Source organism: Methanolobus sp. ZRKC4 (assembly GCF_045291305.1).
GTDB lineage: Archaea > Halobacteriota > Methanosarcinia > Methanosarcinales > Methanosarcinaceae > Methanolobus.
The window spans coordinates 2328516-2345312 of record NZ_CP146983.1 but is presented as its reverse complement, the minus strand read 5'-3'; the positions used below and the strand labels follow the sequence as shown (position 1 = coordinate 2345312).

At 40.7% G+C, this 16797-nt stretch carries 12 protein-coding genes and 1 pseudogene; 5 read left to right on the top strand and 8 right to left on the bottom strand.

The features are described from left to right. Positions 1-358: 358 nt before the first annotated feature. Both V7O67_RS11510 and V7O67_RS11505 read right to left on the bottom strand, forming a co-directional pair. Positions 359-1864, bottom strand: coding sequence for a PAS domain S-box protein (locus tag V7O67_RS11510; RefSeq protein WP_342304703.1), 1506 nt, complete (start codon positions 1862-1864; stop codon positions 359-361). A gap of 60 nt (positions 1865-1924) precedes the next feature. After that, positions 1925-3871, bottom strand: a complete 1947-nt coding sequence (locus V7O67_RS11505; RefSeq protein ID WP_342306489.1) for a PAS domain S-box protein — start codon at positions 3869-3871, stop codon at positions 1925-1927. 478 nt (positions 3872-4349) lie between these two features. Between V7O67_RS11505 and V7O67_RS11500 the strand changes: the two genes are divergently transcribed. Next, a complete protein-coding gene (locus V7O67_RS11500; protein ID WP_342306490.1) occupies positions 4350-5000 on the top strand; it encodes a peroxiredoxin in 651 nt (216 codons plus the stop codon). 36 nt (positions 5001-5036) lie between these two features. On the opposite strand, the gene V7O67_RS11495 is transcribed toward V7O67_RS11500, so the two are convergent. Both V7O67_RS11495 and thiC read right to left on the bottom strand, forming a co-directional pair. Continuing rightward, complete coding sequence (locus V7O67_RS11495; protein WP_342304704.1) at positions 5037-5873, bottom strand: MBL fold metallo-hydrolase; 837 nt, start codon at positions 5871-5873, stop codon at positions 5037-5039. A 66-nt stretch (positions 5874-5939) separates the two neighbouring features. Continuing rightward, complete coding sequence (gene thiC / locus V7O67_RS11490) at positions 5940-7223, bottom strand: phosphomethylpyrimidine synthase ThiC (RefSeq protein ID WP_406670036.1); 1284 nt, start codon at positions 7221-7223, stop codon at positions 5940-5942. Positions 7224-7384: 161 nt separating this feature from the next. On the opposite strand from thiC, the pseudogene V7O67_RS11485 reads away from it, so the two are divergent. Beyond that, positions 7385-9723 (top strand): annotated as a pseudogene (locus V7O67_RS11485) (DNA topoisomerase). A 213-nt stretch (positions 9724-9936) separates the two neighbouring features. Here V7O67_RS11485 and V7O67_RS11480 read toward each other — a convergent pair. Next, positions 9937-10452, bottom strand: coding sequence for a nitroreductase family protein (locus V7O67_RS11480; protein ID WP_406670035.1), 516 nt, complete (start codon positions 10450-10452; stop codon positions 9937-9939). A 168-nt stretch (positions 10453-10620) separates the two neighbouring features. On the opposite strand from V7O67_RS11480, the gene V7O67_RS11475 reads away from it, so the two are divergent. The 3 genes from V7O67_RS11475 to V7O67_RS11465 all read left to right on the top strand — a co-directional run bounded on the left by V7O67_RS11475 (position 10621) and on the right by V7O67_RS11465 (position 13457). After that, a complete protein-coding gene (locus tag V7O67_RS11475) occupies positions 10621-11877 on the top strand; it encodes a hypothetical protein (RefSeq protein ID WP_342304708.1) in 1257 nt (418 codons plus the stop codon). Positions 11878-11995: 118 nt separating this feature from the next. After that, positions 11996-13114, top strand: a complete 1119-nt coding sequence (tnpB, locus tag V7O67_RS11470; protein ID WP_342306492.1) for an IS200/IS605 family element RNA-guided endonuclease TnpB — start codon at positions 11996-11998, stop codon at positions 13112-13114. A gap of 34 nt (positions 13115-13148) precedes the next feature. Next, positions 13149-13457, top strand: a complete 309-nt coding sequence (locus tag V7O67_RS11465; protein ID WP_342304709.1) for a hypothetical protein — start codon at positions 13149-13151, stop codon at positions 13455-13457. 73 nt (positions 13458-13530) lie between these two features. Here the strand turns inward: V7O67_RS11465 and ilvC are convergent, their stop codons facing one another. From ilvC to V7O67_RS11450, 3 genes are read right to left on the bottom strand one after another with little or no spacing between them, the layout of a single operon-like run. Further along, a complete protein-coding gene (ilvC, locus tag V7O67_RS11460) occupies positions 13531-14538 on the bottom strand; it encodes a ketol-acid reductoisomerase (RefSeq protein WP_406657781.1) in 1008 nt (335 codons plus the stop codon). A gap of 44 nt (positions 14539-14582) precedes the next feature. After that, the gene (ilvN, locus tag V7O67_RS11455; protein ID WP_406670033.1) at positions 14583-15068 is read right to left on the bottom strand and encodes an acetolactate synthase small subunit; all 486 of its coding nucleotides are present in this window, start codon (positions 15066-15068) and stop codon (positions 14583-14585) included. Next, complete coding sequence (locus tag V7O67_RS11450; protein ID WP_406657779.1) at positions 15065-16762, bottom strand: acetolactate synthase large subunit; 1698 nt, start codon at positions 16760-16762, stop codon at positions 15065-15067. Before V7O67_RS11450 ends, ilvN begins: the two co-directional genes overlap by 4 nt. Positions 16763-16797: the final 35 nt, after the last annotated feature.

Sequence of the window (16797 nt, the reverse complement as noted above, 5' to 3'; positions counted from 1 at the left end):
TTATATACTGGTTTACAATCCTTTTATCTATTTTGTTGCACAATTCCAAATAATGCCTACAGTATTTATATTTTCACGATACTTATAAATACTACTAATCATAAAACGATAATTTGTCAGAGTAATATTACTCTGAAGCATTCGCGGATGTGGGTCAATTCGAATATCCATCAACTACCTCCTTCAAACTCCACCACGTCCCACTTCCAGAGTTACCCTGGCTTTGCCAGGGTCACTTCCCTTTGGTAAAAATATTTTTAACTTTGCTTCTAATTCAGTTTGCAGCATGTATGCTATTGAACAACACTTATTTAAGCTGTAAAAAGGTCAATATTTATTCTGACAGGACAATTGATGTCTATTCCTGCTTTTTATTGTCTATTGGTAATTCAAATGTGAAATTACTTCCTTTTCCTAATTCACTCTGAACCCATATTTTTCCACCATGTAATTCAATCAGTTCCTTGACTAATGCAAGTCCAAGTCCGGTTCCTTGATAACTTCTCGAAGTAGATGAATCTATCTGGCTAAAAGGTTTGAACAGTTTTTTCAGATCATCTGGGGAAATTCCGAGTCCGTTATCGATAATAGAAATCAGCAGTTTAGAATCTTTAACATTTGCGAGTATGGATATATGACCTTCATCACTGGTGAACTTTATTGCATTTCCTAGCAGGTTATACATTATCTGTTTAAACTTTGACCTGTCTGCCCGTACATTCGGGACATTTTCGCATATATCCACACTAACTTTAATCTTCTTCTTGAATGTAAGAGATTGCGTTATAATAATAATTTCATTCATTGCGGTTGGTACATCGATCATCTCAAAATGTAGCTCCATTTTTCCTGCTTCTACTTTTGAAATGTCAAGGATATCATTTATAAGATTTAGCAAATGATGTCCGCTGTCGGAAATATGTTGCATATATTGTTCCTGCTTTGGAATCAGCTCTCCTGCAATACCATTGATCATAACATCTGAGAAGCCAATAATGGAGTTCAATGGTGTGCGTATTTCATGACTCATGTTTGCAAGGAATTCGCTCTTTGCACGACTTGCTGTCTCTGCTTCTATTTTTGCATTGATGGCATCGGCTTCTGTTAGTACTCTGTCTGTTATGTCCCTTCCTACTGTCTGGATTGTATCTTGTTGCGTTTTGAGTAATGAAGCACTAACATCTACATATATCAAACTTCCATCTGAGCGAAGCATTTTGTTTTCCCTACGGCAGTAACCTTCTGTTTTGATTTTCCGAAATCTTGATTTAATGTCTTCTCTGTCTTCTGGGAATGTCAGGTCCATCATCGATCTTTGTTTTAATTCTTCCTCATTATAACCGAACATTTCACAGGCTCTGTCATTAGCTTCCAGTATTTTTCCGTTAAGGTCGTGAATCATTATGGCATCGTTAGATTTTTCAAAAAGGCTCCTGTATTTTGTCTCACTTCTAATTATTTTCTCTTCTATTTTTTTCTGCTCACTGATATCCTTTACAATAGCCAGCCCCAAATCAGAATATCCTTCAAGAACCTTGGCATTGACCTCTGCATCAAAGGTTTCACCGTTTGCTTTTATGTACAATGGGTACATATGCACAAAGCCCTGATCTCTGAATTGCTGCATTCCTAAACTTGCTGATTCAATCTGTTCTGGAGCCAAAAGCTCTACAACATTCATGTTCTGAAGATTTTCCCGTGTGTATCCAAACATTTCACAGGCTTTCTTATTTATGTCTACTATTTGTCCATCAAGTTTATTCAGGAATATGGCATCGTTTGACTGTTCAAAAAGAGCATGGTATTTTATCTCATTGCGTTCCAGTTCTATTTCGGCTTCTTTAAGTTCTGTTATGTCTTGCAATGTACCAATCAATTTCTCAACTTTACCATCTTCTATTACCGGACGGCCAATTGCCCTGACTCATTTATGGTTACCTTTTACTGAGATAAACTCCAGTTCATAATCATATGGTTCGCATTTTTCAACAGCATCATTTACTGCTTTTTCAAGGATCTCTCTTGAACCCTGAGGGAAATGACCCAATCCTCCCTGAAGATTATAAACTTTATCTGTTTCATGGATCCTTGCAACTTCAGGTGTCAATGTAGTCGTACCTGATGCTACATTTAACTCCCAGCCTCCGATTTTTACAATTCTACCGACTTCATTCAGAAGAGCTTCACTTTCACGCAGCTTATTTTCAGCCATTTTGCGCTCTGTGATATCTCTGACAACGGCCTGCGCAAGATCCGGATAACCTTCAAGGATCTTGGCATTGACCTCTACATCAATGACATATCCACCGCCTGTGATATATTTTGTATTACCTTGTATCTGATCTTCCTTTCTTAAACGTTCAACAACATCTAACCCTTTCACAATAAGTTCCGGGGTAAGGAGGTCGATAACATTCATTTTCAGGAGTTCCTCTCTTGGATAGCTGAGCATCTCACAGGCTTTATCATTTACTTCAACTATTTGTCCATCAAGTCTATTCAGAAATATTGCATCGTTTGATTGTTCTATAAGGAACCTGTATTTTTTTTCGCTTCGGCTTATCTCTTCTTCCGCCATTTTGCGTTCTGTAATATTCACCGAGGTTCCATAAGTCAGAAAAGTGCCATCATCCTGCAGATAGGAGTTACCTGTGGAATTCATCCAGATTATCTTTCCATCACCAGTTAACATCCTGTAATCCTCATTCAAAGAAGTGCCCGGGTTTTTAAATGTCAATTCAAGTTTATCCATCACTCTTTGGAGATCTTCCGGGTGGATATGATCAAAATACTTATCCCAATCAGTAGCTATAGTGCCATCCGGTAGTCCCAGTATTCTGTCCACCGGTTCTGCAATATAGGTTTTCAGGGTGTTTCCTTCTTTATCAAAGACAACTTTCCATATTATTGAATCTATGGAATGGATGATTTCCTCATATTCTTCTTCTTTTTTAAGAAGCATTCCTTCTGTATTTTGACGGTCTAGGATATTTGCTATCATATCCCCGACAATTTTCAGGACATATAGAGCATTGTCATTCCAATCCATTCTCTTATTTTTAGAATATACTCCAATAAAATTTTTAAAAGCACCATAACGCGAAAGAGGTATCATTGCAATGGACTTTATTTCAAGATCTTGTAGTATCTCTCGTATATGTGTATTTTTTTCAGGTATTTTATCAGTGTCCAAGATACTTATTATCTGTAAATTACTTAATTGTTTAAACACAATCTTTTCAGTATCCCATTTCTCATTGAGTGGTATTTTGGATACTACTCCGTCAATGCACCATTCATGTGTTTTAACAATGTAACTTGTATTTTCATCAACACTGAACACAGCTACACAGTCCGCACCAACAAAATATGTCAGGTCCTTAAGGGCCTTGTTGATATCATCATCAATTTCCTTGAAGTTGCTGTTGATAAAGCGACTTGAGATTTTTGATATCAGGTTGTCTTTGCGTTTATTTTGCTCAAACTCGAGGGTTGCTTTTCTTCTATTTGTAAGATCTTCAACAATAGCATAGCATCCACAAATACGTCCATATTCACTCTTTTTTGAAAATGCCTTGAAACTCAGGAAAAGCTCTTTTCCCCACTTTGATCTGTAAGGTGTTTCTATCGAGGAGTTTTTACCAGTTCTAAGTGTTTCTCCAATAACTGAGGAAATTCCAGATTCCAAAAGAGGCGGGAAAGTAAGTATATTGATTTTTTTTGTGGCATCAGCGGAAGGTGACCCCAATATCTTCAAAAGAAAATCATTTACTGCAGTGATGTTTCCTTCCCTGTCACATGAAAGCATGCCAAGGGGTAATTCATCGACGAGGTTCTCAAAACCATCGTTGTTTTTTTTGACATATTGGATGAACCATGCCCGGAAATAGGATCATTATTTGCCATTTTTATTGAGAAGACCTATTCATGATCTGGTATTGCTATATAGTACTGACCAAGTGTTTGTATATTAGCTTATTTATTATTTATTGTCCAGTGTTGTACTTCAAGCACTAACTGTATAACAATTAGCCACACAAGAGTCAAGTTCTTATCTTAAAATGCCTTAATTATTAGTGGAGTATGGGATGTTCACTATTTTTTAGTCCGTTCCTGTAGTTCACACTTCATTAGAATGGTGATTTAAAATGGATGAGAAAAAGGATACTAAAAAGTATCTTGAAGATCAGTTCAAGGATATGAAAGGATACATTTCCAGGAACATAAAGGATCTGGAACTGGAAAAGGAATTTGATAAGCAAGTGAAGGACATCAATGAATACCTTGACAGCAGTATGAAGAAAATAAAGTCCGGAATGAGTGATACATCCTCATCTGAACCTGTATATATGCCTTTGATAGGTGACAGTGCACCATCATTTACTGCTGAGACAACAGCTGGTGCGATAAGTTTTCCAAGGGACTACAAAGGTAAGTGGGTAATTTTTTTTAGCCATCCTGCTGATTTCACGCCAGTATGCACTACGGAGTTCATGACCTTTGCAGGTATGCAGGATGATTTCAAGACGCTAAATGCTGAACTGCTGGGGCTTTCCATTGACAGTATCTATGCTCATATTGCATGGCTTCGGACCATCAAGGAAAAAATAGAATATAAGGGCATGAAAGAAGTGGAAATTACTTTCCCGGTTATTGCTGATCTTAAGATGGATATTGCAAAGAAGTTTGGCATGGTGCAGCCAAATGCTTCAGATACACAGGCTGTAAGGGCCGTGTTTATGATCGATCCAAAAGCAAAGATAAGGGCAATTTTGTATTACCCGCTGTCTAACGGACGTAATATGGATGAGGTCAGGAGATTATTACTTGCAATGCAAAAATCGGATGCTGAAAATGTTGCAACCCCTGCCAACTGGCAACCGGGGGATGATGTGATTATTCCACCACCGGGTTCATGTGGGACTGCTAAGGAAAGAGTGGAATCGAAAGATGAGGATACATACTGTCTTGACTGGTTCATGTGCTTCAAGAAACAATGATATGAGGGGATTATTCCGGTCATTTCTTTTTTCTTTCTAATATTCGAGTCGGAGACCAGAACCTACTTCTTTTAGTTTACAGACTTTAGACAAAGCGATTTTTGACATAAGGTCTGTGCAATGGCATGCATGAACTTTCCGGGCATTGAGTTTGCTGAAATAATCGACTGTTCTGTTGATCTTTGTTTCTGGTGGTTGAAGCAAATGAAAACCCCCTATAACATCGACAACTCTATTTTCACTGCAAACACTTTTAGCATACTCGATTATATTGCAAATTCCTGAATGTGAACAACCGGTGATAATGACAAGACCATTTTCAGTCTTAATAGCAATGGCAGTATCATCAGAAAGTCTGTCTTCTTCTTCTTTTCCATCGATTATGACCTTGCTTTCCAGTGGGTCGAGTTCAAAATCAAAGATTCGGGGAATCTCTCCGAGAAATACGATATTTTCAGTCAGCCACAAAGGCACACGGCTTAGTTTTAGCTTGAATACCCTTGAGAGCTTTTCTGCACCAATGATACTTCCTATCTCTTTTAGACTTGCATAGGTTTTGCTATTGAATACCAATGGATGGGCAACAACAGTGGGTTCTGAATGCACAAGCCCTTCTATTTTTGCTTCAGTAAATATCCTTACCATGGAATCAAGTCCCCATGTGTGATCCAGATGACCGTGGGACAAAACTATATGGTCCAGGTGAAGAAGGTCGATTTTCATTCTGTGTGCATTCTGGAGAAAGGCATCAGAGTATCCTACATCGAAAAGTATTCTTGTTCCGTTGTCTTCTATAAAGTAGGAAACACCTGGTTCACCTAAAAAATAGCGGTCAATGATTGTATTATTATCCAGAAGAACGGTGAGATTCATAAATTAAAATTATCATTCAATGTTTAAAAGAGCTACATTGCATAGAAATAACAGGTGACTATGTTGTCACCTTTTCTTTTCTTCTTCAAGTGCCTTGCTGACTATTTTCATAGCACAGAGATCTCCGCACATGGAACATGCATCGCTGCCTGTCATGCGGCTTTCCCTGACATTTCTTGCACGCTCACCATCGATAGCCAGGCTGTACTGTGTCTCCCAGTCAAGGTTCTTGCGGGCATGTGCCATCCTGTCGTCAATGGCTCTTGCACGCTCTTTTTGTCCTTCCTTGGCAAGGTCTGCTGCATGGGCTGCTATCTTTGTGATAATGGTTCCTTCCCGGATGTCATCGTTTGTCGGGAGTGCAAGGTGTTCGGCTGGTGTGGTCATACACAGGAAATCAGCTCCGCACATTCCGGCAAAAGTCCCTCCGATCGCACCGGTAATATGATCATATCCCGGGGCTATGTCTGTGACAAGCGGGCCCAGGAGATAGAGCGGTGCCTGGTCACACAGGTTCTTCATTCCCTTTACGCTTAGTTCTATCTCATCGATAGGTACGTGTCCCGGTCCTTCTACAAAACACTGGATGTTTGCTTCCTTTGTGCGCTTCACAAGTTCTCCGAGAGTTATGAATTCCATGAATGAAGGGCCGTCAGAGGCATCATGTATGCATCCAGGTCGCATTCCGTCTCCAAGACTTACTGCCATATCGTATTCCTGTGCGATCTCCAGCAGGTAATCATATTCGGAATAGAATGGATTATCTTCGCCATTATGCAGCATCCAGGCAAGGGTGAATGATCCTCCACGGCTGACGATATCCGTTATCCTGTTTCCCTGTTTGATCCTTTTCAGGGAATCCTGGTTCACTCCTGCATGTATGGTAACAAAATCAATACCGTCCTTTGCATGCTTGCGTACTGCATTGAACATATCATCGGAAGTCATATCTACAACAGCTTTCTGTGAAGCTGCCGCCTGGTAGATTGGAACAGAACCTATGGGGAGGTTCACAGCATCCATTATCTTTTTTCTTATAAGGTCCAGGTCCCCGCCGGTGGAGAGGTCCATGAGTGCATCAGCACCAAAAGCTTCTGCTGTTTTTGCCTTCTCTATTTCATCATCAATGTTGATGTGATCACGTGATGTTCCTATGTTGGCGTTTATTTTTGTACTGAGGTATTTGCCTATACCTACGACCCTGCAATCCCTGACAGGATTATTGGGGATACTTATGAGTCCTTTGGCAACACATGAGCAGATGGTCTTAGCTTCAATGCCCTCGTCTCTGGCAACGGCTTCCATCTGGGGCGTGATGATACCCTTTTTTGCATCTTCCATTAATGTCATTGTAGCTCCGGTATGCAGTGTTTTTGTATAGGTGCAGATACATTCTTGCCCCATATATATCTTTCATACCACTTATCGAATATCTATCAATATTTTGGTTCTGTATCACTTTCACCCTGCAAGCTCAATTCTTATTTAATATCAGAACATAGGAGTCCAGCATGTCAATAGTCGTATTCACGGAAAAGAATAAAGCAGCAGCACAGATAGCTGGTATTTTAAGTGGGGGCGGTTTTAATCGTGCATCAATAGACGGTATTCCGGTCTACGACTTTAAGAAAAATGGTAAGGAATGGCGTATCATGGGTTTGTCAGGCCATATAATGGGCTATGACTTTCCACCTGAGTATAACAACTGGAGAGAATGTGACCCTGCAGTTTTACTTGATGTTGATCCTGTAAAAAACGTACTGAAAAAACCATATGCTACTGCTATTTCCATGCTTGCAAAGCAGGCTGAAGAGCTCATTCTTGCATGTGATTTTGACAGGGAAGGGGAGAACATCGGTTTTGAAGCCAGGCATCTGGCTGAAAAGATATCAAAGGCTCCTGTAAAAAGGGCTCGTTTTTCTTCACTGTCTGCCAGTGAGATCAAACAGGCATTCGATAATCTTGTCGAGCCGGATGCCAACCTGGCAATGTCTGCCGAGGCACGCCAGATACTTGATCTGAAGATGGGTGCCGCTTTCACGAGGTTTATGACTCTTGCTGTAAGGGAAAGGGCACGTACTAAGGATGTTATCTCTATTGGTCCCTGCCAGACTCCGACTTGTGGTTTTGTGTACGAACGTGAGAAAATTATCCGGGATTTTGAATCGAAGGATTTCTGGAAGATCGAGGCTGTTTTCAATAAAAATGGTACGGATTTTACAGGTGCTTACAGGGGCGGGCATATTTCTGAAAAAGCAAAGGCTGATGAAATATTTGCCCGGATAAAGAATTGTAAGAAAGGCCTTGTGGACAAAAAAACCGTAAAAAACATTCTCACAAATCCTCCCTATCCGTTGAATACTACTGAGTTCCTCAAACGAGCTTCCAAGTTTCTGGGAATAAGTCCCGAGACTGCCCTTGAGGTTGCAGAGCAGTTGTATCTTGCGGGTTTCACAAGTTATCCGAGAACAGAAACCAACAAATATGCTGATGATTTTGATTTCCGCTCAAAGCTGGTGTCTTTCTCATCCGGTATTTACCAAAAATATGCGCTTTCAATACTCTCTGCCGGTGATATTAACTGTAGGAACGGTACCAAGGATGGACATGACCACCCACCTATCCATCCAATTAAAGCAGCTTCAAGGGATGATGTGGAGCGAAGCGTCAGGATGCCGGATGTATGGAAGGTCTATGACCTTATCGTGAGGCATTTCCTTTCAAATCTAATGAAGCCTGCTGTATTTGAGAAGACAAGGTTTGAGATACTTGTCGGTGGGGAAATATTTGATGTCACTGGCTCGGTGCTAAGGGATTCTGGATGGCTGTGTATCCTTTCGAGACCAAGAATGATAAATTGCTGCCAAATGTGGAGTTAAACGAGGAAGTCGATGTTAAGAAGATAAGCAACATCAAATCCAAGACCACTCCTCCGAAGAGGCTTACTGAGGCTGAGTTACTTACGTTAATGGATAAGAATGGAATAGGTACCAAAGCAACGGCTCCTTCTCACATAGAGACTAACAAAAAACGGGGTTATTTTGAGACCAAGGGAAAAACTATTGCCATTCTTGACACTGGTTTTACTCTCATGGAATCACTGGATTCATCCGTGCCAGTACTAGTGAAACCTGATATCCGTGCCCACATCGAAGCTCTCATACAGGATGTGGAAGACGGGAAAAAGACACTTGATACTGCTCTTGATGAAGGAACCATGCTTATCAAGGAAATGTATTCCCAGCTAAACTCAAGCAAGGATGCAATCGCTACAAGAATGGCAGGCACTATCACTGATGAGCAGGTAACTACTGATAAAAAGAATTTTGTAGGGACCTGTCCTGAGTGTGGGCGGATATTACATATGATCAAGACTGATAAAGGAAGGTTTGTGGGCTGCACTGGTTATCCACAGTGTAAGAAGACATACCCTCTGCCAAAGGCAGGTGCACTTACAGTCCTGCGTTCTCAGGAATGTAGTAAAGGTGGAGTTGCAGTTCTTAAAGTCGGCAACAAATATAACTGGGCCGTGGGAATTGGTCCCTGCTTCACGTGTGATATGGAAAAGAAATGTTTCCCTCCTGAAGTTGTAGGTCCGTGTCCTGTTTGTGATGGCTCGATGTTCGTCATATCTGTGAAAGATTCTCGTTTCCTTGGCTGCACCAATAGGTGTGGACATACACAGTCAGTTCCTAAATCAGGTAGACTTACAGTTCTCAGCACTCTGTGTGAGCATTGTGGATGGCACATACTCCGTGTTAAAGAGCAAAAAAAGGATGCTTTGGAGTTCTGTGCCAATCGGCAGTGTGTCGGGAAGAAAAAGAAATCCAGTGTTGTCAAGCAAAATTGATTTAATGGTAAATCAGTTTTCCTTGATTTATCTCTGAAATTGACAAAAGTATATATACGATAAAATCCATTTTATGAATTAGAGACGAATTGTAGACCTGTTTCCTGATTATACTCCATTATAAATGGGTCATACAAATCTACCACCTTCAATCAATCTACACAACACAAAAGGTTACTTTCAATTCGTCTCAGCCTCTATATTTTGTCAAAATTATTTTCCATACTTTTCACTGTATACTATCTCACTCAGATCTTTTCTGGTGCTATTTTTTCCATGTTCCGCAGGCTTTCCTATTGCGATCACTGCCATAAGTTCCATTGAGTCAGGACAACTAAGAATCAAGTTAACTTTCTCTTTGTTGTTCAGAATCTCTCCCAGCCATACCGCACCAAATCCCAGTTCGCAACATGCAAGAAGCATGTTCTGTATAGATGCACCGATGGCCTGGATATCCTTTGTCCGGTTGTACATGGTATCCTGATCCAGAAATACGGCTATCAGGAGAGGAGCACTTCTAATTATTTTTCCGTAATGGGTACAATCTTCCAGTTTTGCCATTGTCTCTTCTTTCTGTATGACAATGAATTTCCACGGCTGGTTGTTGAGGCCGGATGGTGCCCATCTTCCTGCGTTCAGTATGGTTTTAATATCTTCATCTTTGACCTCTTCTGATGTGAAGTTACGGATGCTTCGCCTTGATAATATAGTCTCAATTGTTCCTTTCATGTTCTAGCGACCTCTGCTACATATTTTGTGATGTGAATACTCAAAATACTAATTTCTGGATACTTATAGGTTAGGTGTATCATAAGACTGAAGTTTATAACTCAGATTACTTGTCTCTTGACCTCAAGTTGAATAAACCTTATCAATCAATAACATTAAGGTCATGGTATGGTCAGAAGACAAAGCCTGAAAAACCGCGAGTTTGGTTATGAGCTCTCTGGTGTGGAGCACAAGCTCATATTTGATAATGATGAGATGGGCTTTGTTCGATTTGATGGCCGAAGCAGGTATCTTTTTTATCTGGATCCTTCTCCTTTTCTCCCAACACCAAAAAGGGAGTATTATATAATCACCGATGAATCTGTCCCGACACCAAACCAGAATGAGCTGATCAAAGTCACCTCCTTTGAAACAGAACGAGTTGTCAGGGGTACATTTGCTAATCTTGTTAACATTGATGTCAGGCATGTGAAAGCGTGGAAAAAGGTCGATCCTAAAAAACTCCTTCACCGAAAGGTAATGGATCAGGAAGAGTATGTTAATTTCTTTAAGCATCCATTTCAGAGTGCAGATGAAAATCTGGATAGTATCTCTCAGTGTCTTGCAATGTGTTCAGTTTCGTCAAATGCAATTGGTATCAATGAAAAAGGCGGTATTGATTCTGGCATAATTGCAAAGAAAAGTGGCTGGAATTCCTTTGTTTCTTTACAGAAATTAATTCCCAGGGAATTCAAAAGTGCAAAGTCTCCTTATTTTTACAGTTCTTCTGAGCTTGAAAAGAACTTGAATCCATTAGGCAGCAGGGAAGTAAATCTTTCAATACTAATGCCGAAAGAAACATTTGTACATGTGCCTATTGTTCTTGATGCAGAGATGCGTCCTAAGTCTGCTTATTCTGCTGATGTATCTTTTGAGATACCATTTGTAAGGGCTCATCTTCTGGATGCTTTAATGTTTCAACCGGAAATCTCACAAAAAGCAGAAAAATGCTTGACTGATCGAATATATGAGATGACAGAAACATTCACACACTCAAGTAATTTTGTTTACAAGCAGGACCTTGGTGCTGCTGCTCCTAAACTAGGTTCGAGTATTGCCCGAATGAATTTTAGCAATGAAGTTTCTGTTTCCAATGTACGTGAAGGATTTGATATATGGATGGACATGTTTGCACACGCTTCTAAATTTAAGAAATCCAATCTGTCCCCTAGCGAAATATTCCGTTTACCCAAAGAAGCGGCTCAATTGTATCTGCAACTAGAGAATACTTTTGGTATTGATGTAACAATTTCAATGGTGGATGTTGAAAAAACATCTCTGCTTACACCGTTTGAGTTATCGAATGCTCTTGCTTCATTGAGGAGTGCAGGTGCGATATATTCACCAAGGATAGATTTTATTAAATTACTAGCATTTAATTTTTGAGCCGAGAAGTCTCCTTCTGTAAGGTGGGAGATGAAAGGCGTACTATCCGAATACAACGTTTATATAATCTCATGATTTTACAAAAACTATATGTGTTGTTAAATCATTGTAAGTAATGATGCTTAAAGCCTATAAATACCGTTTATATCCAAATAAAGAGCAACAAGAGCTTTTTATGAAACATATTGGTGCATGTAGATTTACGTATAATTGGGCTTTAGAAAACAAAATTAAAGCTTATGAAACAGAAAAAAAGCATCTATCTAGGTTTGATTTACAAGAAATGCTGGTTCATGACTTGAAAATGACTAATGAATGGTTGAAGGATGTAAATTCTCAATCATTGTTAAATTCACTTATTAATCTTGAATCTGCATTTACACGGTTTTTTAGAGAAAAAAAAGGATTTCCTAATTTCAAATCTAAAAAGAACCCTCTACAATCATTCCAGATACCACAACATTATACTGTGGATTTTGAAACAAATACTATAAAACTTCCAAAAATAAAACAACCAATAAAAGTAAAGTTACATAGGAAGTTTGAAGGCAAACTTAAAACCGCTACTATATCCAGAACATCGACGGGAAAATTCTACATAAGTATCCTTGTAGATGATGGTAAAGAATTACCTGATAAACAACATTTCGATGATAATTCGACATTAGGTCTAGATGTAGGTATCACTCATTTTGCCATATTGTCAAACAGTGAAAAAATAGATAACCCAAAATATCTAAAAAACAGTATGGAAAGAATGAAAATCTTACAAAGAAGATTATCTAAAAAACAAAAATGTTCAAAAAATAAAGCAAAAGCACGTTTATCAGTCGCTAAACACCATGAGAAAATAAGCAATCAGAGAGCAGATTTTTTGCACAAAACATCTTCTAAAATTATAAGCGAGAACAAAGCAGTTGCAATAGAATCACTCAATATATCGGGTATGCTTAAAAATCATTGTCTAGCTCAATCAATTAGTGATGTTTCGTGGAGTATGTTCTTCAACCAATTGGAATATAAAGCCGAGTGGTACGGAAAAACCTTATTAAAAATAGGTCAATTCGAGCCATCTACTAGAATATGTAATAATTGCGGATTTCATAATAAAGAGTTGACCTTGAAAGATAGAAAATGGCAATGCCCGGACTGTAATACCAATCATGACAGAGACATTAATGCAGCTATCAACATTAAGAAATTCGCATTACAAAATCAAAATCTAATAACCGCTTGACACCTTTGGAACGGGGGGAAGAGCCTGTGGACTTGTGAACGATAGTTCAAAGAATGAAGCAGGAAGCTCCATGCGTAAGCGTGGAGTAATTCACACTGTAAGTTGGGTGTGGGGTACGATGAATGAAGATATTATTGGGCTCGATAAAAAGGCAACTAGACTAGGCTATGAACTTATGGATCTTGAGGATAAATTAGATGTTATCATCGAGGGCGTGGGAAATGCGGTCAATGAAGATGAAAAAGCAGAATTGATGCATCAAAAAACTCTGGTGGAGAGTGAGATCGTAGATATTAAAGATGAAAGGCATAAACTCAATGAAAGATTGATCAATTCATTCTAATAGCAAAATATATGGGTATTACTTAAACCCAAATTGAGAAAAAGAAATAAAAAAGGTGTGTAGACCTTCAGGTCTACTTTTCGTTCAGTTCACTGTTCAGCCAGGGCATATTTGCTCTGATCTGTTTGCCGATAACCTCGAGTGGGTGCTCCCTGTCCTGCCTTTCCATGGCAGTGAGCACAGGCCTGTTTGCCCTGCCCTCAAGTACGAATTCCCTTGCAAATTCACCATTCTGAATCCTGTCGAGTGCTTCGTACATAGCTTCCCTGGAAAGCTCGTTGATTACCTGTGGACCCACGGTCATACCACCATATTCTGCAGTATTGGATACTGAGTACCACATCTTGTCAAGTCCGCCTTCGTGAATGAGGTCTACTATGAGTTTTAGTTCGTGGCAGGTTTCGAAGTATGCCATCTCTGGCTGGTAGCCGGCTTCCACCAGAACTTCGAAGGAAGTCTTAATAAGTGAGGCTACACCACCACAGAGGTCTACCTGTTCTCCGAATAGGTCGGTTTCGGTTTCCTCGCGGAAGGTTGTCTCGTATACTCCTGCACGGGTGCATCCTACACCCTTTGCGTGTGCAAGTGCCATTTTCATTGCGTTTCCGGTTGCGTCCTGGTATACGGCAACAAGGCCAGGTACTCCTGCACCGTCAACATATGTCCTTCTGACGAGGTGTCCGGGGCTCTTTGGAGCTACCATGTAAACGTCAATGTCCTTCTGTGGGACTATCTGGTTGTAGTGGATGTTGAAACCGTGTGAGAATACGATTGCATTTCCTGCTTCAAGTCCGGGCTCAATCTCACTGTAGTATACCTGTGACTGAACTTCATCAGGCAGGAGTATCTGTATAACATCTGCTGCTTTTGCTGCATCGGCGACTGTCATGACCTTAAGTCCGTCGTCCTCTGCCTGCTTCCAGCGTCTGCTGCCTTCTCTCAGACCAATTGTAACATCAAGTCCTGAGTCATGGAGGTTCTGGGCCTGTGCGTGTCCCTGGCTTCCGTAACCCATTACTGCTATCTTCTTACCTTTCAGAATGTTAAGGTCTGCATCGTTATCATAAAACATCTGTGCCATTGTTAGTACCTCTTTAATTGAAATATCTATAAGTCTCTGAATAATTAAGAATTCTTCTGTCCTCTACTGAGAGCAACTTTTCCGGTCCTTACCATTTCCTTAATTCCAAAGGGTTTGAGTAACTGTTCGATGGCAGTTATCTTGCCTTCGTCACCTGTGACCTCAACGGTCATAGATCTTGGAGCAACGTCAATGATCCTGGCGCGGAAAATGTCTGCTATCTGCATAATCTCAGAGCGTGTGGTCACATCCGAATTAACTTTGAAGAGCGCCAGTTCCCTTTCGACAGTTTCTTCGGATTTAAGATCTGTAACCCTGATTACATCAATGAGTTTGTTAAGCTGTTTTGTAACCTGCTCAAGGACTTCGTCATCGCCCTTTACTACTATGGTCATACGGGAGATGGTAGGGTCTTCTGTGACTCCGACAGTCAGGCTGTCAATATTATATCCTCTTCTTGAGAACATGCCTGCGACTCTACTGAGTACCCCGTACTTGTTCTCAACCAGAACTGAAAGTGTATGCCTCATTCTTTTCTCTCCAGGTCAAGTATCTCGTTAATCGCAGCACCTGCAGGAACCATCGGTGAAACGTTCTCCTCACACTCTACTACGAAATCGATAAGTGTGGGTCTGCCTGATGCGATAGCTTTGTCTATTGCAGGACGTACCTCATCGCGTTTAGTAGCCCTCAGTCCAAGAGCACCATAGGCTTCAGCAAGCTTCACGAAATCAACACTGTCCTGTATACATGTTGAAGAGTATCTTTTATCAAAGAACAGTTCCTGCCACTGCCTGACCATTCCAAGGTATCCGTTATTGAAAATTGCAACTATTACCGGAATGTTTTCTTTTACTGCCGTTGCCATTTCCTGGGAGTTCATCTGGAAGGAACCGTCTCCTGAAACATCAAAGACTACCTTGTCAGGTCTGCCCAGCTTGGCTCCGATGGATGCGGGGAAACCGTATCCCATAGTACCGAGTCCGCCGGAGGATATGAAAGTCCTCGGTTCTTTGTAATTGAAGTACTGTGCAGCCCACATCTGATGCTGTCCTACTTCGGTAACAATAATAGCATCTTCGCAAGCTTCCTTTATCTGCTCGATGATGTATTGGGGCTTGATACCGTCTCCGGTTGCGGGTCCTATGTAATGTAGAGGATACTGCTTTTTCCAGTATTCGATTTTCTTAAGCCATTCTTCGGATTGTGACTTTTCAGAATATTCGATTAGACGGGAAAGAATCCACTTCGCATCACCGACAATTGGGATATCCACTCTTATATTCTTGGATATCTCTGCAGGATCAATATCAATGTGGATTATCTTTGCGTTTGTTGCAAAGGATTTTAGTTTACCTGTGACTCTGTCATCGAATCTTACGCCGACGGCAATGATAAGGTCTGATTCCTGTATTGCAAAGTTTGCATACTTGGTACCGTGCATCCCCGGCATTCCCATGAACAATGGATGGTCTCCGGGGAATCCTCCCATACCTGTTAGAGTTGTGGTCACCGGTGCCTGAATTTTTTCTGCCAGTTTAGTTAGTTCTTCTGCAGCACCAGAGCTGATGACACCTCCGCCAGCATATATCACGGGATTCTTTGAGTTTTTGATCTCAGAAGCAGCTCTCTTGATCTGCTGGAGGTTGCCGTGATAAGTTGGATTATATCCACGGAGTTCTACCTTGTCAGGGTAATAGAAGTCTATCTCTTCTGTTGTGATGTCCTTTGGCAAGTCAACCAGTACAGGTCCCGGTCTGCCTGTGGATGCAATGTGGAATGCCTCTTTAACGATTTTGGGTAGCTCCTTTGCATCCTGGACCAGGTAATTATGCTTGGTTATCGGCATTGTGATGCCTGTTATGTTTGCTTCCTGAAATGCGTCGTTACCTATCAGTGAGCTTGGCACCTGGCCGGTGAAAGCAACCATCGGAACTGAGTCCATGTATGCGTTTGCAATACCTGTGACCAGATTTGTCGCACCCGGTCCCGACGTTGCGAGGCATACGCCTGTCTTGCCTGTTGCCCTTGCATACCCTTCAGCTGCATGTGTAGCCGCCTGTTCATGGCGTACAAGTACATGCCTGATTTTCGAGTCATACAATTCATCGTAAATAGGAAGCAGAACCCCTCCGGGGTATCCGAAAATAGTATCAACGCCTTCCCTGTACAGGCACTCAATGAGGGCTCTGGCGCCTGTCATTTTTTCAGTTGATCCTGTCATATAAATCCTCTAAATTTTAAATCAAATAGTTAAGT